At 69.9% G+C, this 19,128-nt stretch carries 15 protein-coding genes and 1 other annotated feature; of the genes, 9 read left to right on the top strand and 6 right to left on the bottom strand.

Going from position 1 to position 19,128, the window contains the following annotated elements; genetic code table 11:
- Window positions 1-220 precede the first annotated feature (220 nt).
- Window positions 221-1,138 (bottom strand): 50S ribosomal protein L11 methyltransferase, encoded by a 918-nt coding sequence (locus MFF26_RS18310; protein WP_238308285.1) that lies wholly within the window; start codon window positions 1,136-1,138, stop codon window positions 221-223.
- Between the two features lie 503 nt (window positions 1,139-1,641).
- On the opposite strand from MFF26_RS18310, the gene MFF26_RS18305 reads away from it, so the two are divergent.
- The 3 genes from MFF26_RS18305 (at window position 1,642) to modB (ending at window position 3,439) form a co-directional block, all read left to right on the top strand.
- Window positions 1,642-1,812 (top strand): hypothetical protein, encoded by a 171-nt coding sequence (locus MFF26_RS18305; protein WP_171015456.1) that lies wholly within the window; start codon window positions 1,642-1,644, stop codon window positions 1,810-1,812.
- Between the two features lie 96 nt (window positions 1,813-1,908).
- Window positions 1,909-2,715, top strand: a complete 807-nt coding sequence (gene modA, locus MFF26_RS18300; protein WP_373324496.1) for a molybdate ABC transporter substrate-binding protein — start codon at window positions 1,909-1,911, stop codon at window positions 2,713-2,715.
- A gap of 22 nt (window positions 2,716-2,737) precedes the next feature.
- Window positions 2,738-3,439, top strand: coding sequence for a molybdate ABC transporter permease subunit (gene modB, locus MFF26_RS18295; RefSeq protein WP_238308284.1), 702 nt, complete (start codon window positions 2,738-2,740; stop codon window positions 3,437-3,439).
- A 17-nt stretch (window positions 3,440-3,456) separates the two neighbouring features.
- On the opposite strand, the gene MFF26_RS18290 is transcribed toward modB, so the two are convergent.
- On the bottom strand, window positions 3,457-4,113 hold the full coding sequence (locus MFF26_RS18290; RefSeq protein ID WP_137829176.1) for a glutathione S-transferase: 657 nt from the start codon (window positions 4,111-4,113) through the stop codon (window positions 3,457-3,459).
- A gap of 57 nt (window positions 4,114-4,170) precedes the next feature.
- On the opposite strand from MFF26_RS18290, the gene modC reads away from it, so the two are divergent.
- The 6 genes from modC (at window position 4,171) to MFF26_RS18260 (ending at window position 10,012) form a co-directional block, all read left to right on the top strand.
- Window positions 4,171-5,277 carry a molybdenum ABC transporter ATP-binding protein gene (gene modC / locus MFF26_RS18285; protein WP_137829177.1) on the top strand — a complete coding sequence of 369 codons (1,107 nt, stop codon included), beginning with the start codon at window positions 4,171-4,173 and terminating at the stop codon, window positions 5,275-5,277.
- A 78-nt stretch (window positions 5,278-5,355) separates the two neighbouring features.
- Complete coding sequence (locus tag MFF26_RS18280) at window positions 5,356-5,835, top strand: tellurite resistance TerB family protein (protein WP_137829178.1); 480 nt, start codon at window positions 5,356-5,358, stop codon at window positions 5,833-5,835.
- A gap of 43 nt (window positions 5,836-5,878) precedes the next feature.
- Window positions 5,879-6,280, top strand: a complete 402-nt coding sequence (locus tag MFF26_RS18275; RefSeq protein WP_137829179.1) for a CidA/LrgA family protein — start codon at window positions 5,879-5,881, stop codon at window positions 6,278-6,280.
- Window positions 6,277-6,993: an LrgB family protein gene (locus tag MFF26_RS18270; protein ID WP_137829180.1), complete on the top strand. Its 717-nt coding sequence runs from the start codon at window positions 6,277-6,279 to the stop codon at window positions 6,991-6,993. The genes MFF26_RS18275 and MFF26_RS18270 overlap by 4 nt, the downstream gene beginning before the upstream one ends.
- A 200-nt stretch (window positions 6,994-7,193) precedes the next feature.
- A complete protein-coding gene (locus MFF26_RS18265) occupies window positions 7,194-8,348 on the top strand; it encodes an adenylate/guanylate cyclase domain-containing protein (RefSeq protein ID WP_238308283.1) in 1,155 nt (384 codons plus the stop codon).
- A gap of 65 nt (window positions 8,349-8,413) precedes the next feature.
- Window positions 8,414-8,469, top strand: a sequence feature (sul1 is cis-regulatory element that is thought to sense ions involved in sulfur or methionine metabolism; They are found in Alphaproteobacteria).
- A 64-nt stretch (window positions 8,470-8,533) separates the two neighbouring features.
- On the top strand, window positions 8,534-10,012 hold the full coding sequence (locus MFF26_RS18260) for a SulP family inorganic anion transporter (RefSeq protein ID WP_137829181.1): 1,479 nt from the start codon (window positions 8,534-8,536) through the stop codon (window positions 10,010-10,012).
- 90 nt (window positions 10,013-10,102) lie between these two features.
- Here the strand turns inward: MFF26_RS18260 and MFF26_RS18255 are convergent, their stop codons facing one another.
- The 4 genes from MFF26_RS18255 to MFF26_RS18240 form a co-directional block, all read right to left on the bottom strand.
- On the bottom strand, window positions 10,103-13,807 hold the full coding sequence (locus MFF26_RS18255; protein ID WP_238308282.1) for a cadherin-like domain-containing protein: 3,705 nt from the start codon (window positions 13,805-13,807) through the stop codon (window positions 10,103-10,105).
- Between the two features lie 538 nt (window positions 13,808-14,345).
- Window positions 14,346-15,218, bottom strand: a complete 873-nt coding sequence (gene rsmA / locus MFF26_RS18250) for a 16S rRNA (adenine(1518)-N(6)/adenine(1519)-N(6))-dimethyltransferase RsmA (protein WP_137829183.1) — start codon at window positions 15,216-15,218, stop codon at window positions 14,346-14,348.
- A 16-nt stretch (window positions 15,219-15,234) separates the two neighbouring features.
- Window positions 15,235-16,275, bottom strand: coding sequence for a 4-hydroxythreonine-4-phosphate dehydrogenase PdxA (pdxA, locus tag MFF26_RS18245; protein ID WP_137829184.1), 1,041 nt, complete (start codon window positions 16,273-16,275; stop codon window positions 15,235-15,237).
- A 196-nt stretch (window positions 16,276-16,471) separates the two neighbouring features.
- Window positions 16,472-19,075, bottom strand: a complete 2,604-nt coding sequence (locus MFF26_RS18240) for an LPS-assembly protein LptD (protein ID WP_137829242.1) — start codon at window positions 19,073-19,075, stop codon at window positions 16,472-16,474.
- Window positions 19,076-19,128 lie beyond the last annotated feature (53 nt).

Below are 19,128 nucleotides of genomic sequence, written 5' to 3'. Positions count from 1 at the left end.
TGTGCAGAGTGCCATTCGAAACCGGCATCCACTCCAATCGCTGCCTCCGTGTTCGGCGGGCGATTTGTCGGGAGCCGGTCGAGGGACCGCGTGAGGCCGGGACGGATCGTGATGCCGCGACTGCGGACCGCTTTCGAGCCGCGCGGGTTCGGTTTCCCGACGCCCGGTTCGACGCTTGTCGAGACGACGCGAACCGAAGCCGAGTTCGACCGCGAGGAACTCAGCGCGGCCGGGCCGCCGCACCGCCGCGCCGGAGCACCAGCGTGGCCCACCCCTCGATGAGCCCGGCGCGGGCGAGATGGAAACCGCGATGGCGGTAGGTCGAGAGGACGCCGGGTACATCGCGCTCGATCAGGCCCGACAGGATCAGGACGCCGTCATCGGCCACCACCGCCGTCAGCGAGGGGGCGAGGCGCTTGAGGGGCCGGGCCAGGATGTTGGCGAAGACGACGTCGAAGCCGCGGGCGCGGTCGGCCAGGGCGTGACGCACGCCGGGGCCTTGGTAGAGCCGCATCAGGGGTCCGAGGCCGTTGAGGCGGGCATTGCCCCGGGCCGTTTCCACCGCTTCCGGATCGAGATCGCCCGCGACGACCGGCACGTGCAGCGCGCGGGCGGCGGCAAACCCCAGGATGCCGGTGCCGGTGCCGACATCGAGCACGCGGGCCGGACGGCGGCGCTTCAGCTCGGCGACCAGCGCCCGCAGGCAGCCCAGAGTGGTGCCGTGGTGACCCGTGCCGAATGCCAGCGCCGCCTCGATCTCGATGGCGAGGTCGTTGGGACGTACATGTTCACGGTCATGCGAGCCGTGAACGAGGAAGCGGCCGGCCCGTACGGGCTTCAACCCCTCCAGCGAGGCTCTCACCCAATCCTGCTGGTCGATGGTCTCGAAGACCGCCGCATCCGCCTGATCGCCCACCAACGGGCGAATCAAGTCGAGGATCATCTCCGTGTCCGGCTCCTCGGAGAAATAGGCCTCCAGGCGCCAAGCCCCGGTCTCCTCGACCTCGAAGGCGGCCACCGCCGTCTCCATGGGATCGAACATCTCACCGAGGAGTTCGGTCATGGCGCGCGCGGACGGCTCGTCCGTGATCAGGCGCAGGACGTGGGTCGGACGGTGCGGCGGCAGGCCTTCGAGCATGGAGCGCCCTCTAACACCGGCCGCTTCATCCGGCCACGGGTTTTGCGGATCGGACCGCCGCCGCCCCAGGAGGAGACCTGTCGCAGCGGCAGCACAGGCAAGGCATAAACCGCCTAATCCGCAGGCAACATGTTTAATTTGTAGCCGGAACGCGCGGAACCGGTTCGGTGAAACCGCGTTCCCACCGGCCTCTCGTTCCAACACAGGCGTCCTGAGTACCGGTCGCGTCATGACACCCAAACCCACCCGCCGCCGCCCGCCAATCGTGGTCAAGCAGGAGCCTCGGCCCGACCGCCGTCGCACCGAGCGGTCACCGATCCTCGATACCGGCGCCCTGGAGGCCCCGTTGCCGGGTTCGTTGCTCGTGCTGCTCAGCCGACTCCATCGGGCCGAAACGCGGCCGGGGGAGGATCCGACTTCCGCTGCCTGAGACGGGGCTACAACGGAACTCCCCGCGCCGAACCGGCTTGTCGGCCGGACCCTCCCTTCGAAAGGACGAACTCATGGCTGTGGTGTCGCGGACGATCTACGACGAGGGCCGGGCCGCCAAGGCGCAAGGCAAGCCCGATTCCGCCAACCCCTACGAGGCCGGCTCGCAGCAGAGCCTGGACTGGCTCGAGGGCTTCACCGCCGGCGAGCCGGAGCCTTCCGCCACCGGGCCGGACAACAGCTGACACACGGGGCGCTGCCGCTCGGCCCTGGCAGCGTCGTTCCCATTCGGCTATAGCGCTTGCGGGTCGCCGCCACGGCGGCCCTCGGAGATCATGGCCGTGACCGTATCCCGCCCCCGCCGCGCCTGGATCGCCGGCCTCGCTCTCGCCCTCGCCGCGGGAGCAGTGTCGGCGGCCCTCCCGGCGCGGGCCGAGGAGCCCGTGGTCGTCTTCGCCGCCGCCAGCCTGAAGAATGCCCTCGACGAGGCCAGTGCGGCCTGGACCAAGGAGACCGGCAAGACCAGCCGGCTCTCCTATGCGGGCTCCAATGCGCTGGCCAAGCAGATCGAGTCGGGGGCACCCGCCGACCTGTTCTTCTCGGCCGATCTGGCCTGGATGGACTATGCCGAGAAGAACGGCACCATTCGCCCCGAGACCCGCACCAACCTCCTGCGCAACGCGATCGTGCTGGTGGCGCCGAAGGGGGCGAACACCAAGATCCCCCTGGAACCGGGCGTCGACCTCGCCAAGGCCCTGGCCGGCGGGCGGCTCGCCATGGGCAATGTCGAAGCGGTGCCGGCGGGCAAGTACGGGAAGGCGGCGCTGGAAAAGCTCGGCGCGTGGGACGGCGTGAAGTCACAGGTCGCCCAGGCCGAGAACGTCCGTGCTGCCCTGTTGCTCGTCTCCCGCGGCGAGGCACCGCTCGGCATCGTCTACGCCACCGACGCGGCGAGTGATCCGAGCGTCGACGTGGTGGCGACGTTTCCCGAGGGCAGCCATCCGCCCATCGTCTATCCGGCGGCGCTCACCAAGGAGTCCCGCAACGCCGACGGCGCGGCCTTCCTGAGCTATCTGCGCAGCCCGGCCGCCCGGCCGTTCTTCGAACGCCAGGGCTTCGTCGTGATCGGCACGGAGAAGCGTTCCTGAGCGCGCGACGGCTGACCGCGCCGTGCTGAGCGGGCTCGGTCTCACCCCGGACGAGGTGACGGCGCTCTTCCTCTCCCTCAAGGTCGCGTCGGTAGCGACCCTGTGCAGCCTGCCGCTCGGCCTTCTCGTCGCGTGGCTGCTGGCGCGCCGGCGCTTCCCCGGTCACGCGCTGCTCGACGGGCTGGTGCATCTACCACTGATCCTCCCTCCGGTCGTGACCGGCTACCTGCTGCTGCTCGGCTTCGGGCGCAGGGGCGTGTTCGGCGCGTGGCTCGCGGAGATCGGCATCGTGTTCTCCTTCCGCTGGACCGGGGCGGCGCTCGCCTGCGCCGTGATGGGCTTTCCGCTGATGGTCCGGGCGATGCGGCTCTCGATCGAGGCCGTGGACGGCAAGCTGGAACAGGCGGCGGGCACCCTGGGAGCGTCGCCGTCGCTGGTGTTTCTGCTCGTTACCCTGCCGCTGAGCCTGCCCGGCTGCCTTGCCGGAGCGGTGCTGGCCTTCGCCAAGGCGATGGGCGAGTTCGGCGCGACGATCACCTTCGTCTCGAACATCCCCGGCGAGACCCAAACCCTGCCCTCGGCGATTTACACCCTGACCCAGGTGCCGGGCGGGGAGGGGGCCGCGCTCCGTCTCATCCTCGTCTCCGTGGCGGTCTCGATGCTGGCCCTGGTCGCGTCCGAATGGCTGGCGCGGCGCATGAGCCGGCGGCTGGGGGCGGGCTGATGCGGCGCGCATCGCGATCAGGCGTAGGTATAGGCTCCGCCCCGCGCGAGCGCGCGGCCATAGGCCGGGCGCGCATGGATGCGGGCAAGCCAATCCGTCACCCGCGGCCCCGCGCCGGTGCCGCGTGCGGCGAAGGCTTCGAGGGGGAAGCTCATCATGATGTCGGCCGCGGTGAAATCCGGCCCGCAGAAATAGGGGCGCTCGGCGAGTTCCGTTTCCCAATACGCTGCGTGCCGACGCAGCTCCGGATCGACGAAACCGTCCGTAACCTTCCCGGCGATCGCCCGAACCAGCGGACGGAGCAGGGCGGGGCTACCGGGAGCCAGCCGGGAGAAGACGAGTTTGAGGAGCAGCGGCGGCATCGCCGAGCCCTCGGCATAGTGAAGGTAGTAGGTGTAGCGGGCGCGCTCCGCGCTGCCCTGCGCCGGCACCAAGGCACCGCCCGCCCGTTCGGTCAGGAATTCGACGATCGCCCCGGTCTCCGCGACGATCCGGCCGTCCGCCTCGATCACGGGCGACTTACCCAGGGGATGGATGGCGCGCAGCTCCCGCGGCGCCCGCATCGTCGCCGGGTCCCGCTCGTAGCGCTTCACCGTATAGGCGGTCCCGAGTTCTTCGAGCAGCCACAGCACCCGCTGCGAGCGGCTGTTCTCCAAGTGATGGACGGTGATCATCGGGTCTCCTCGTGTCCCGCCGACAACGCCGCAACCGCGCCGTGGAGCCCTTAGCCCGTGACGATCGACGTGGACGTCACGCTCCATCGCGACACCTTCTCGCTGGAGGTCACCTTCACGGCGGGCGCCGGGCTCACCGCCCTGTTCGGCCGCTCCGGCTCGGGCAAGACCACGGTGATCGACCTGATCGCCGGCCTCGCCCAACCGCAGCGGGGGCGCATCGTCGTCGACGGCACGGTCCTGCTCGATACGGATCGGGGCGTGCGGGTCCCGGTGCATCGCCGCCGGATCGGCTGCGTGTTCCAGGAGGCGCGGCTGCTGCCGCATCTTTCCGTTCGGCAGAATCTGCGCTTCGGCCGGCTCTTCTCCCGTGGACAGGGTGGCCCGTCGCTGGAGGCGGTGGCGGAGCTTCTCGGCATCGTGGCGCTGCTCGAGCGGCGCCCGGCCGGTCTGTCGGGGGGCGAGCGCCAGCGCGTCGCCATCGGCCGGGCCCTGCTGGCGCGCCCGCGGCTGCTGCTCATGGACGAACCGCTCTCGGCCCTCGACGAGGCCCGCAAGCGCGAGATCCTGCCCTATATCGAGCGGCTGCGCGACGAGGCCGGGCTGCCGATCGTCTATGTCAGCCACTCGGTCGCCGAAGTCGCCCGCCTCGCCTCGACGGTGGTGGTCTTGGAGGGGGGCCGCGTCGTCGGCCAGGGATCGGTCGATGCGGTGCTGCGCCGGTCCGACCTGATCCCCGATGGCGCGGAGGCCGGCAGCGTGCTCGCCATGACGGTGACGGCGCACGATCCCGACGCCGGCCTGACCCGGCTCGTCGGCCCGGCCGGCACGCTCGACGTGCCCCTCCTGGCGCTCCCCACGGGCCGGCGGCTGAACCTGCGCCTGCCCGCCCGCGACGTCCTGCTGGCCACCGAGGCGCCGCGCTCCTTAAGCGCCCGCAATGTGCTGCCCGGCCGCGTCGCGGGCCTGCGGGAGGAGGGCGCCGCCTGTCTCGTCGAGGTCGCCTGCGGGGAGGCGATCCTGCTCGCCCGGCTCACCCGCGGCTCGGCCCGCGATCTCGACCTCGCGGTCGGCCGGTCCGTCCACGCCATCGTCAAGAGCGTCGCCCTGGATGCGGGCCTCGCCCCCGGCCTGAGCGCCCCGGGCGGGCGCATCGAGATCTGACGCCGATCCGGGATCGATCCGCGGTCCGACGCGGCAACTCTCCCGCAGCGCGATGGAATGGGTTACGAGCATTCCGTTATGGCCATGTTGTCCCGCCTTTTCGCCTACGCCTCCGCCGCCTTCGGCCTGCCGCCCGAGACCGAGCCGCCGCCGGACGGCAGCGAGGAGCACCTCGCCGCGACCGCGCTCCTCGTCCATGTCGCCCGCGCCGACGGGGTGCTCGACGCCGCCGAGTTCGAGCGGCTGGTCCGCCTCGTGCGCGGGCGCTACGCCGCCAGCGACGCGGAGGCGGCGGCCCTGATCGAGCGCGCCTCCGTCTTCGACGCGCAGACCCGCGACCTGACGAGCCTCGTCGAGCTGATCGGCGAGGACGGCGCCCCCGAGCAGCGCGAGCGGCTGCTCGCCATGGCCTGGTCGGTCGCGGGCGCCGACGGCACGGTGCATGAATTCGAGGAGGCGTTGGTCTGGCGGCTCGGCAAGCTCCTGGGCTTCGACGAGGACGGCATCCACGCCGCCCGGCGGCGTGCCCAGAGCGGCGGCGCGGCCGCCCTCGCCTGAGACCGACGACGATGATCATGGCTCATCGCCGGGAGCGGGCGCGATGATCGTCGGCCTGACCCTGATCCTGCTGGCGCAGCTCCTCGGCGAGGCCTGCGCCCGCGCCGTCGGCGTGCCGGTGCCGGGACCGGTCATCGGCATGGCGCTGCTGCTGGCCTTTCTGGTCCTGCGCGACCGGTGGCGCCCGGCCTCCCATCGCCTGTTGCCGCCGCCCTTGGTCGATGGCGGGCTGGAGAACACGGCCAAGGGGCTGCTCGCCCATCTCTCGATCATGTTCGTGCCGGCCGCGGTAGGCATCGTCGGCAAGCTCGACGTCCTGGCGAGCCACGGAATCGCGCTGGCCATCGTGCTGTGTCTCTCCGTGACCCTGACCCTCGTCACCACGGTGCTGACCTTCGTCGCGGTCTCGCGCCTGATGGCCCGGCGGAAGCCTGAAGCGCCATGAGCGGCGACTTCGCCCTCTGGGTCTATCTCAGCCGCACGCCGCTGCTGTGGCTGACGGTGACGCTGCTGGCCTATGCCGTGGCCGACCGGCTGTTTCAGGCCGCCGGGCGCCACCCCATCGCCAACCCGGTGATCCACTCGGTCTGGATGATCGCGCTGGTGCTCCTCGCCACCGGCACGCCCTATCCGACCTATTTTCAGGGCGCGCAGTTCGTCCATTTCCTGCTCGGTCCCGCCACCGTCGCCCTCGCCGTGCCGCTCTACGAGCGCCGCGAGACGGTGATGCGCGCCTTGCTGCCGATGGGGGCCGCCCTCGTCGTCGGCTGCGTCACGGCGATGGGCTCGGCCCTCGTCTTCGCGACCCTCGCCGGCATCCCCTACGAGGTGATGCTGGCCATGGCCCCGAAATCGGTGACGACGGGCGTCGCCATGGGCATCGTCGAGGCGCTCGGCGGCGATCCGACCCTCGCCGCCGTGCTCGTGATGATGACCGGCATGGCCGGTGCCGTGATCGTCACGCCGCTGATGCGCCTGCTCCGCATCGAGGACATGCGCGCCCGCGGCTTCGCAGCGGGGCTCGCCGCCCACGGCCTCGGCACGGCCCGCGCTTTTCAGGTCAGCGAGGTCGCCGGCACTTTCGCCGGCATCGCCATGGGACTGAACGCCTTCCTGACCGCCGTGCTGGTGCCGGTGGCGGTAAGTTTCTTGCGGTAATTGGTCCCGCGGCTCGGCCGGAGATCGATGATCCGCCGCGGCCGGAACACAATCTGTGACGCAATTCTGCAAATGTCACGGGTATTCGCATTCTGTGCGGTAGCGCACGACAGTCGAAACCGTGCATCGGAAAGTTTCCGGGCATCACGCTGCCGCCGCGATTGTCGGCTCGTCTGTCCGGCAGCGCTCCCAAGCCGGTGATGACGATGTCGTATGGCAGCCCGGCCTTTTGGATGACCATCGCCGCCGTCAGCGCCGGGTTCGGCGCGCTGCACGGCGTGCTGTTCCACGATGGGCCAAACCCCGTCGGCGCTCTCTACGGCACGGGTGTCGGACTGCTGGTGATCGCCTATGAGCGCGGCCTCTTCCTGGGCCGCTACAGCCGGCGCCTGCGGCAATTGCCGACGCTGGCCTATTTCGCGGCCGCCGAGATCAGCTTGGTCGTCCTGATCGTCGCGGCGATGTCGGCGACCGGCGCGCTCGTCTGGGCGCTGGGCATCGCGGACAAGGCTTTTGTGGAAGCCGTCACGCCGAAGCTTCACACGATCCCGTTCGCGCTGGCGGTCTCGGCTTTGATCGTCGCCGTCCTGCGGGTGCGTGATCTGATCGGCAGCGAGACCTTCACGAGCCTCGTCCTCGGGCGCTACCACCGCCCGGTCAGCGAGGAGCGTGTGTTCCTGTTCCTCGATCTCGTCGGCTCGACCGCCTACGCGGAGCAGCACGGCGACCTCGCCGCCCAGGAACTCCTGAAGGACGTTTTCGCCGCGATCGCCGAGCCGGTGCGGCGCCATCGCGGCCAGGTCGACGACTATATCGGCGATCAGGTCATCGTCTCCTGGCCGCTGATGCGGGGCATCGAGCGGGCGCGCTGCGTCGCCTGCATCTTCGCGATTCGCGAAACCCTCGACCGAGATCGGGAGCGCTGGCGCGCGCGCTTCGGCCTCGTTCCCATGCTGCGCGCCGCCCTGCACGGCGGCAGCGTCGTGACGGCGGAGGTCGGCGTCGACCGGCACAAGATCGCCTATTTCGGTGACGTCATGAACGCGACCGCCCGGCTGGAGGGCCTGTGCCGGGAAACCGGGCGGAGCGTGCTGGTCTCGGATGCGGTCCTGTCCCGGCTGCCGACCCTTCCCAACGGAATCGAAGCCGAGGCGCTCGGCGCGTATCACCTGCGCGGCCGCAGCGAGACGATGGCCGTGCATGCCTTGGCGGAGGTGCGGGTTTCGATGACGGCCGGCGCGCCAAGCCATCGTGCCGACGCCGAGCGCAAGCCGTCGGTGCCGGACCATGCGCCGTGGCCGAAGCGGCCGGAGCCTGCGGTCGGCGTGACCGGACGGTCGGCAGCCTCCGCCTGAGCGGCACCGTTCGACGCAAGCCTCGTTGCACCGCAGCACCTGACGTTCTAGAAGCGAGGAACTCGCCTGGACCCGGTGCAAGCCCGGGTGGCTCTTCCGGCCGCCGATCCGCCGGATCACGCATTCGAGACGCCTCCATCGCCCCGCCTCCTGTGCGGCGCCGCGTCCCCCTGCGGAATTTTCTCATGTCCCCTGTCAAGAACGCCGCCCGCGCGTGGCTCGGCTCGCCTTGGGCCGACACGCTGTCGGGCATCGTCGTCGCCCTCGCCCTGATCCCGGAGGCAATCGGCTTCTCGGTGATCGCCGGGGTCGATCCGAAGGTCGGCCTCTACGCCTCCGTCGTCATCGCCATCGTCATCGCCTTCGCGGGCGGGCGACCGGCCATGATCTCGGCCGCCACCGCCGCGACCGCCGTGGTGATGGTCGATCTCGTGCGCGATCACGGCGTGTCCTACCTGTTCGCCGCCACGCTCCTGATGGGCGTGATCCAGATCGCGGCCGGCCTGATGCGGCTCGGGCGGCTGATGCGCTTCGTCTCGCGCTCGGTGATGACCGGTTTCGTCAACGCGCTCGCGATCCTGATCTTCCTGGCGCAATGGCCGGAACTGATCGGCGTCAGTCCGGCCACCTACGGGCTGATCGCGCTCGGGCTCGCCATCATCTACGGCGTCCCCCGGATCACCCGCGCGGTGCCCTCGCCGCTGGTCGCGATCGTGGTCCTGACCGGGCTCACCGCTTGGCTCGGGCTCGACGTGCGCACCGTCGCCCATCTCGGCGCCCTGCCGACGGCGCTGCCGTCCTTCGCGCTGCCCGACGTGCCGCTCACCTTCGAGACCCTGCGGATCATCCTGCCCTACGCGCTCACGCTCGCGGCGGTCGGCCTCCTGGAGAGCCTGCTCACGGCGCAGATCGTCGACGACATGACCGACACCGGCAGTTCCAAGAACCGCGAATGCGTCGGACAGGGGCTCGCCAACATGGCCTCGGCGGCGTTCGGCGGCATGGGCGGCTGCGCCATGATCGGGCAATCGGTCATCAACGTCTCCTCGGGGGCCCGTGGCCGGCTCTCGACGCTGGTGGCTGGCGCCTTCCTGCTGGTGCTGCTGGTGCTGTTGCAGGATCTGCTCGCCATCGTGCCGGTCGCGGCCCTGACGGCGGTGATGATCATGGTCTCGCTCAACACCTTCTCCTGGCGCTCGCTCCTCGAACTGCGCACCAACCCGCTGCCGTCCTCCCTGGTGATGCTGGCCACCGTGGCCGTCGTGGTCGCGACCCGGGATCTGGCGATCGGCGTGCTGGTGGGCGTGCTGCTGTCGGGGGTGTTCTTCGCCGGCAAGGTCTCGCGGATGGCCCGCGTCACGTCCGAACTCGCGCCGGACGGGCGCACCCGGACCTACCGGGTCAGCGGACAGGTTTTCTTCGCCTCGGCCGGTGCCTTCACCGAGGCGCTCGACGCCCGCGAGCCGGTGGATCACCTCGTCATCGATGTGCACGCGGCCCATTTCTGGGACATCTCGGCGGTGGGCGCCCTCGACCGGGTCGTCATGAAGGCGCGCCGCCAGGGAATGACCGTCGAGGTGATCGGCCTCAACGAGGCCAGCGCGACGCTGGTCGAGCGCTTCGGCCGGCACGACAAGCCCGGAGCCTCGCTGCCCGCCCATTGAGGCGACGGCATCGACGCGGTCGGCCCGAGGCACACGCTCGGGCCCTCGACGGGGCGGAGAGGTGGAGGCCGGCGGGTCTGCGCCGGCCCGTCACAGAATGTGGATATCGCTGGCGTGAAGGTCGGCCAGCAGCATGTTCTTGAGGGTCAGGACATGGTCCCGGTCGTAGGCGATGGTCACGTCGCCGCCGGATTGCGCGGCGCGGCCGAGCACGGCCTCGGCGCTGCCGAAGACCGCGCGGTCGAATTCGAGGAGGTCGGCGCCCGCCGTGAAGTCGGTGATGCTGGTCTTCCCGAAGGTCGGCGCATCGAACACGAAGGTGTCCCGTCCGGTGCCGCCGGTGAGCGTGTCGCCGCCGCCGAGCCCGAGGATGATGTCGTCGCCGCCGCGTCCGTCCAGCGTCTCGGCGCGCGCGCTGCCCACCACGAGATCGTTGGCGCCCTGGCGCCCGTTGAGCGAGGTGTAGAAGCTATGGGTCGCGGCTTGGCCGGGGGCCAAGTCGCCGAACTTGATGGTGAGCGAGATGCCGACGTCGTCGTGGGCGCCGTTCGGGTCCCGCGGCGTGTCGTAGACGTTCGGGAGATAGGCGTCGTGGTTGTAGAAGCCATCGCTCGACGCCCGCGCCGCCTTGTCGAAGGCGACGAGATTGACCGACACGCCGGAATTCGGGCCATAGGCCTGGACGACCGCGACGCCGCCCTGGTCCGTTGGGTTCGACAGGACGTCGTTGTCGGTGGCGAAATCGCCGTAACGGATCGCGTCCTGATCGGGATCGAAGCTGCGCAGGAAGCGGGCATCCGCCATCGTCGTGGCGCTGGTGTTCGTGAGCGTGACCGTGGTGCGGAAATAGGTGGCGTTCGGGTCGAGATCGATCACCTGGGTGAGCTTCAGGCCATCCGCGGTGGTGCCGATCGTCGTCGCCTGGAGCTGCCCGCCGCTCGACGTGTCGGTGGTCGTCGCCTCGAACTGGATATTGTTCGTGCGTTCGGAATTGGCGAAGCTCTGGCCGTCATGGGCGATGACGATGGCGTCCTCGGGCGTGCCGGGAATCGTGACGTCGTTGGAGGTGGTGTCCGCACCGGTGTCCCAGCCGTCGTCGTCGATCACGAAGGACAGCTGCCGCCCACCGCCCGCCTGAGGGTGGAACCCCTCCGGTGCATCGGATTTCGAGCCGAGCGAACCGTGCTGGGCGACGCCGATCTCCATATAGGCGCCCTGCAGGAACACATCTCCGTCGATGGCCTGATGGCCGGCCCGGCCCACGATCACGTCGACGGTCGCCTGCGCGGTCAAACCATCGGCGTCGCGGATCGTGTAGGTGAAGCTGTCGGGGCCGGTGAAGCCCGCCTTCGGCGTATAGGTGATCGTGCCGTCGGGGTTCAGCACCGCCGCGCCGTGACCGGGCTCGCCGACCGCGCCGAGGGTGAGGGCGCCGCCGTCGGGATCGGCATCGTTGGCAAGCACCGAGATCGTGACCGCGTTGCCGGCCTCGACGAAGGCGTTGTCGTCGCGCGCCTCCGGCGCGTCCGGGCGCGCCACCACCGCGACCTCGCGGATCACCGGTACGCTCGTCAGCCCATCGGTATCGACCACCGTGATCGAGACCGTTCGCGGCGCCTCGGACGGAGCGTCGCTGCCATTGGCGTAGGTGAGCGAGACCGACGCCTTTGCGTAATCGGCAAGGCTCGCTTCGCCCGAGAGCGTCAGAACGCCGGTGAAGGAATCGTACGCGGCTCGGATCGGGCCGCCCTCGGTCAGGCTGACGGCGAGCGCATCCTCGTCGGCCCGGAAATTCCCGGTGATCCGTATGGTGGCGGAGCTCAGGCTGGTGCTGTCGGCGTCCCGGATCGTCAAACCCTCGGCGAGGAGGAGCGGCGCGGCATCCTCCCGGTAGCTCGCTTCTCCGCCCGGTAGGATCAGGACCGGGGGCGCCTCGACCTCGATCAGCGTGAAGGTCGCGGTCTGGTCACAGAAGCCCCCATGACCGTCGGTGATGCGATAGCTCAGGGTGACCGTGCCGTGGGACTGCGCATCCGACTCGTAGCGGTATTGCCCGTCGCCGAGATCGACGATCCGCCCGCCGCCGCTCGCCACGGCGAGATCGGCGATGCCGAGGGTGTCGCCGTCGAGATCGGTGGCGCCTGCGCGGAGATCGGCGGCGCTCATCGCGCGGGGCTCGCCCGCCCGGCTCTCGGCGAGCACGAGCGGACGGCCGGATGTCGGCGCGTCGTTGCGCCCGGTCACATCGATCGTGAAGACCGTGTGCAGGAGCGCGCCGTTCGGACCGCCGACGGTGACGCTGAAGGCGTCGGTGCCGACCCGCCCCTCGGAGAGGAAGGCCGCCCGATCGGCGGTGTAGGAATAGGTCCCGTCCGCGTGCAGGACGAGATCGCCGTAGGCACCCCGGAGCGACAGGCTGCCGCCGGAGAGCGGGGTGTCGGCTCCGTCCGGCCCCGTCCCGGCGCGGGCGGCGAGCACGCTGAGCGTGGCGGAGCCGGACACGGAACCCGAGCCGAGCAGGCCCCGGGCCGGATCGGTCGCGGTAAGGGCGGCGTCCTGCAACACCGGCACGGTCTGCGGCAGCACCGCCAAGGGCGGCGTCTCGCGATCCGGCTCGCCCGGCGGCGGGCCGCGGCCATCGCGATCCGGTCCGTCTTGGCCGGGCGTTCCGTTGCCGGGGGGCTCGTTCCCGCCGGGGCCGGGCGTGAAGGGTCCGCGATTGGGCTGCAGCGTGTCGGGCGGGTTGCGCGGCCCGGTCGCGTCCGGGCCGCCATCGGGCCCGTCCGGCAACGTGTTGGGCGGAACGCCCGAACCGGGCCCGCCACCGGGCGGCCCCTGGAACACCGGCAGCCGCGGCGATTCGGCGATGGTCTTGAACAGCGACTGGACGAGGTCCTTCTCCTCGGCAATCTCCGCGAGGGTCTTCTGCACGGTCTCGATCCGCGGCTCGCGCCCGCCTTCCGGATGGACGGTGGTGGCGACGCTCGGGTCGGAGACCGTGAACAGGATCTTGGAGGGATCGTTGCGGTCATAGACCTCGAAGCGACCGACCGTCCCATCGGGCTCGGTCATCACCGAGAAGCGGGTATCACCGCCATTCGCCTCGATCTGGACATGCACCGCGGTGCCGCGAATGCCCATGGTGGCCACCGGCGTGCCGACCTTCATGTCACCGGTCTTGGCGACCTTGCCGGCCACGAACGAGATCGTGCCCTGGACGAGGTCGAACAGGGCCGAGTTGCCGGTGCCGCCCTCGGCATAGACCATGCCGTTCAGCACCATCCGTGCGTCGGCGGCGAGATTGAACAGGGTGCCGTCGAGGAAGGACACGGCGAGCGAGGAGTCACGGCCGGTCTGGAGCGCGTCGTTCTTGTAGACGAGGTCGCCGACCCGGAGCGAGACGCTGACGCCGTTGCGGATGACGGTCGCGGTGCCGGTCAAGGTCTGGACCCGGCCGATCGGCCCGGCGGGCTCCGGCGCACCGGCCTGCGCCACCTGCTCGCCGTGCGGATGCAGGCTCAAGGCCGCGATCGCCGTCTCGCTCAGAGCGGCGCCATTGGGCGCCTCCAACCGCGGGCGCAGCTCGACGGCGAAGTAATCGTGCACGATCACGCGGTGGAAGCCGTCACCGATCACGAGATCGGCGCCGACGCGCGTGAACTCACCCTTGAACAGCAGGGCGGCATCGTCGAGGCGAAGCGTACCGCCCGATGAGGCCTCGTAGACGCGCGTGGAGAACAGCCCGCCATAGGACGAGCCGGGCGCCGGCGCCGGAATATCGTCAAACACTCTCACGGCCGATCACGTCCCGTACGAACAGGCGCGCCCTTGGTCAGCAACGGTCGCGCGCCGCTGCGCATTCCAACGAGACGATCGTCGGTTCATCGAAGAAATGCGCGACACAACAGACCCCTAAAGGCGCTGACCCGACACGGTCAGGTCACGCACGTCTCTAGAGACTGAGCAGCGACATAGGGGTGCGCCCTCTCACCAGGCAAACACTCCATACCTAAGACGTCGGCACGAGGCCAATCGTATCGCCCGCTATCGGATTGTCCGTGAAACCTTCGATGATCATCACATCGGCCCCTGTGGAACGTAGACGTCTGGCGCGTCCTCGCTCGACCATCGTCCGAAACAGAGCCGATATTCAAGCAGAAATGCAGATCTGGGATCGAATCCTTGCGGATGGATAGACGAAGCAAGTGCCGGCCCGATGCAACCCGTGCGAATACGGCTTCTGACCACAGACCCGCAGCACAGCTGCCGGGGCCCTGGAAAAAAGTCAGATCTACTAGAGCTTTAACGCGCAGAGGCCGTCCGGCGCCGGGCCCTATGGACGTTCCGCGAGGGCGCGGGCGAGGGCGACGAAGCCTTCGACCGGGATCTCTTCCGCCCGCGCCGTCTCCGGCAGGCCGGCGGCGGCCAGCAATGCGGCGGGATCAGCCGTGGCGCCCTTGAGACTCTGGCGCAGCATCTTGCGCCGCTGGCCGAAGGCCGCGCGGGTCACACGCTCCAGATCGGCGATCCGGCAGGGCATGGGCTCCGATCGCGGGCGCAGATGGACCACGCTGGAGGTGACCTTGGGCGGGGGCACGAAGGCGGAGGGGGCCACGTCGAACAGGATCGTCGCCTGGGTGCGCCAGCCGCAGAGCACACCGAGACGCCCGTAATTCGCCCGGTCGCCCTCGTCGGCGACGATGCGCTCGGCCACCTCGCGCTGGAACATCAGCACCGCCGAATCCCACCAGGGCGGCCACGCCTCGTCGTGATGGTCGGCCCCGAGCCAGCCGGTCAGCAGGGGCGTCGCGACATTGTAGGGAAGGTTCGCAACGATCCGCGCCGGTCCATCGCCGATCAGCGGCCGCGGATCGAAGCCGAGCGCGTCCGTCTCGACCACGTCGAGGCGGCCGGGATAATGCGCGGCGATCTCGGCGAGCGCGGGCAGGGCCCGCGGGTCGCGCTCGATGGCGATGACGCGCCGGGCGCCCGCCGCCAGCAGCGCCCGGGTCAGCCCGCCGGGCCCGGGGCCGACCTCGACCACGGTGACGCCGTCGAGCGAGCCGGCGCCGCGGGCGATCCGACCGGTGAGGTTGAGATCGAACAGGAAGTTCTGGCCCAGCGCCTTCTTCGGCTCCAGGCCGTGGCGGCGCACGACCTCCCGCAGGGGCGGCAAGCCATCGGCGCTGACGGATTCGGTCGTCATCGATATCCCAGGACGATCAGGCGCGGGCAGGAAAGGGGGTGACGTTGCTCGCCGCCAGCCGCCGCGCCAACCTGAGCGCCGCGATCAGGCTGTCGGGCCGGGCCACGCCCTGGCCGGCGATGTCGAAGGCGGTGCCGTGATCGGGGGAGGTGCGCACGAAGGGCAGGCCCAGCGTCACGTTCACGCCCTCGTCGAAGGCGAGCGTCTTGATCGGGATCAGGGCTTGGTCGTGGGTCGGGCAGAGGGCCACGTCGTAGGTCGCCCGCGCCCGCTCGTGGAACAGGGTGTCGGCGGGCAACGGGCCCCGGATGTCGATGCCCTCGGCGCGCAGGGCCGCGACGGCGGGGGCCAGCACGTCGCGATCCTCGGTCCCCATGGTGCCCGCCTCCCCGGCATGGGGATTGAGTCCCGACAGGACGAGGCGCGGCTTTTCATATCCGAAGCGGGCGCGCAGGTCGGCCTCGACGATGCGGGCGGTGCGCTCCACGAGACCTTGCGTCAGCAAGTCCGGCACCTGCCGCAGGGCCACGTGAATCGTCACCGGCACCACGCTGAGCGTCTCGCTCCAGATCAGCATCACCGGCAGGGGCGCGGCACGCCCCGGCCCGGCGGCGAGGGCTGCCAGAAACTCGGTATGACCGGGATGGGCGAAGCCGACCTTGGTCAGCACGAACTTGGCGATGGGATTGGTCACCACAGCCGAGGCGCGGCCCGACCGCACCAGATCGACAGCTGCGGTGATCGATTCGATGATCGCCCCGGCATTGGCGGAATCCGGCGCGCCGGGCGTTGCCGCGATGCGGGTCCCGCCCGGCAGCGGCAGCACCGGCAGGGCCTTCGGAAACACCTCGACGGCGTCCTCCGGCTCGACTTCGGCCACGGGGACGAACAGGCCGAGCCGGTGCGCGACGCGCTCCAGGAAGTCGGGATCGCCGATCAGCTGGAACGGCGGCACGCCGCGCTCCCCCCGCAACAGCCACGCGGCGAGGGCGAGTTCGGGGCCGATCCCGGAGGGATCGCCGAGGGTGAGGGCGAGGGGGCGTTCGTCGGACGGCATGGCGGGGCTTATACAGAGATCGACGCCGGTTGCCGACGCCGCCGCCTCGCATCCGCGCTCGGCATGCTGGTGGGGAGGAGACGGACGGCCTCGCAGCAGGGCGGGCGATCAGGTCGAGCGGGGGCCCGTCATGGCCGCCACCGCCCGGCGAACCGGAACCCCTCGAACCCGAAGACGACCGCCGAGGAAGACGGCGTCAGCGCACCGCCGCGATGCCGTCCGCGGTCGTCACCGTGCCGACATTCTGGCGCAGATCCGCCTCGCCCAGCGTCTTCAGTTCCAGCCGGAGCAGGAAGGTCTGGTTGCGCTCGCGCACGCCGATCGCGGTGGCGATCGGCGAGACGATGTAGTTGAGCGAGACCGTGGTGCACTCGTCCTGGTAACCGCCGCCGAGGCTCATGCCGGAGAGGTAGACGGCGCCGGGATTGCGGTAGACCGGCGCGGCGCCGACCGGGTTGGCGAGATAGGCGTTGTAGAGGTCGCCGAAGGTCTGACGCGTGTCGAGATAGTGGGTCAGATCGACCAGCGCCGAGCCGGTGAGGAACCAGTTCGGCGTGATCCGGTAGATCGCCGAGGCGGTCAGGCCCTCGCGGCGATGGGCGAAGCCGAGGGCGGGCTGGGCCTGGTAATACGAGTAGAACAGCGATGCCTCGAGGGGCAGGAACGGCGCGAAGCGCGCGGTGACGCCGGTCTCGAAGCGGTTGACGCCGAGATCGCCCTGGCCGAGCCGGAAGCGGCTGATGAAGCTGATGTTCTGGTTGGGCGAGACCTGGGCGCGACCGACGAAGTCGGAGCGGCGGTTCTCCAGGCCGGAATCGAGTCCGACATTGGCCAGGTCGCCGCGGCGGAACGAGTTCACGCCGGCCACCTGGATCGACTCGCCGAACATCACGTTCGCGTACCAGCCCGACGGCGTCACGACGGAGTATTGGCCACCGAGATTGGCCCGCACGCCGCCCTCGACCCGGTCGTAGCCGGAGAACTTGTCCCACTCGAACAGGGAGGTGTCGTCGAAGACGAGGCTCTGCGCGTCCTCGTTGGGCAGGCGCCCGATCCGGGTCTCGGAGGGCCGCGCGATCACCTGGGCGATCGGCTCCAGCGTGTGGACGCCGAGCGCGCCGAAATCGGCGACGAAGGGATAGCGGTAATCGATGCCGATCGCTGGCATGACGCGGCCGGAGAGGCCGTCATCGACGTTGGAGATGTTCGTCACGAACTGGTTCTGGAAGCCGGACAGGCTCGGATTGAGCGAGAACAGGTCGGTGCGCAGATAAGCGAACGGCGTGATGACCTGCCCGGCATCGTCGATGAAGCTGCGCCGCCAGGAGGCCTGGGCCGAGACGCGGGTGGTGGTCCCGCCCAATCCCCGCACGACGCACCGCTCCCGCACGAAGGTCGTGCAGGTCTCGTAGAGCGGGTAGCTCACGCCGTTATAGGTCGGGGTCAGAAGGTAGGTGCCGGAGCGCGGAACCCCCTGATAATCGGTCGCCTCGCGGGTCAGGCTGGTGACGTTGGCCTGGAAGCGCGCCTCGCCGCCGAGCTTGCCCGGACCGTCGATGCGCTTGTCGTAGTCGATCACCGGGGCGACGATCGGCTGTTCCTTCTGCCAGTCGAAGCTCGACAGGGCCTTGAAGTAGTAGCCGCGCGCCTCGAACCACGAGCGATCGCCCTGGCCGATGAGGTAGCCGGTCGAGACCGCCTCGCGGAAATAATCCGTGGTGATGTTCTGGTTGCGGATCCGGTAATTGTCGAGGAACCACTTGTCGGTCACGCCGACGAGATCCCAGCCGGTGCGCCAGCGCTCGTTGATGTAGAAGCGCCCGCGCGACTCGATCGAGCCGCGGAACTCGCGGTCGGCCGCTCCGAGCGGCCCCGGCAGGAAGGCCGAGGGCGTGGATTGGAAGATGCCCGACAGACGGACGTTGTACGCGCCGTTGTCGAGCCGCTGACGATACTCGGCCTGGCCCAGAACGCCCTGGCGGGTCAGGAAAGCCGGCGAGAGCGTCAGGTCGTAGCTCGGATCGAGATTGATGAAGAACGGTGTGGACAGGCCGGAGCCGAGCGCCGTCGAGGTGATGAAGCGCGGCGTGAGGAAGCCGGTCTTGCGCTTCACCGTCGGGTCGGCGGACTCGAAATAGGGCAGGTAGGCAACCGGGATTCCGGCCAGTTCGAGGGTCGAATCCTCGTAGCTGATCGTGTGGGTCTCATTGTTGTGGATGATCTTAGCGGCCTTGATCTGCCACAGGGGCGGCTTGGCCGGATTGTCCTTGCAGGGCTCGCAGGCGGTGTAGGTGGCGTAGTCGAAGCTCGATTGCTCGCCCGCGATTCGCTCCGCCCGCGGGGCGGAGATGCGGGTGCGCACCACCTCGCCCTTCAGCTCGACGGTCTGCTGGATGCGCAGGGCATCGACGAAGCCGTTCTTGAAATCGTCGGTCAGCTCCATCCGGTCGCCGGTGACCAGCGCCCCGGTCTCGTCGGTCAGGCGCACATTGCCCTCGGCGAAGACTCGCGAGGAGCCCCGGTCGTAGCGGACCCGGTCGGCCTGGAGCGTGCGGGCGCCGTAATGCAGCTCGGCATTGCCACGGGCCGTCACCGTGTTGCGGTCGTTGTCGTAGATCAGCTCGTCCGCCTCGACGAGCAGGCGCTGATCCCCGGAAGTCTGGCCCTTCGCCCCCGCGGACGGGCTGGCGAGGCGCTCCAGACCGGCCTGGGCGTGCACGCGCGGCGCGGCGAGCCCGAGGCCCGCCGTCATGAGCGCAGCCATCGAGACCGTGACAGCGATGTCGGCGACCTTACGCAACGCGCCACCCGTCTCCCATGCAGCCCCCTGCACGACGACCCCGTCCACCCGAC

It is taken from the genome of Methylorubrum suomiense (assembly GCF_022179765.1).
In the GTDB taxonomy this organism is placed as follows: Bacteria; Pseudomonadota; Alphaproteobacteria; order Rhizobiales; family Beijerinckiaceae; genus Methylobacterium; species Methylobacterium suomiense.
Note: the sequence above shows the minus strand (reverse complement) of the source record. Positions and strands in the feature narration are given on the sequence as shown.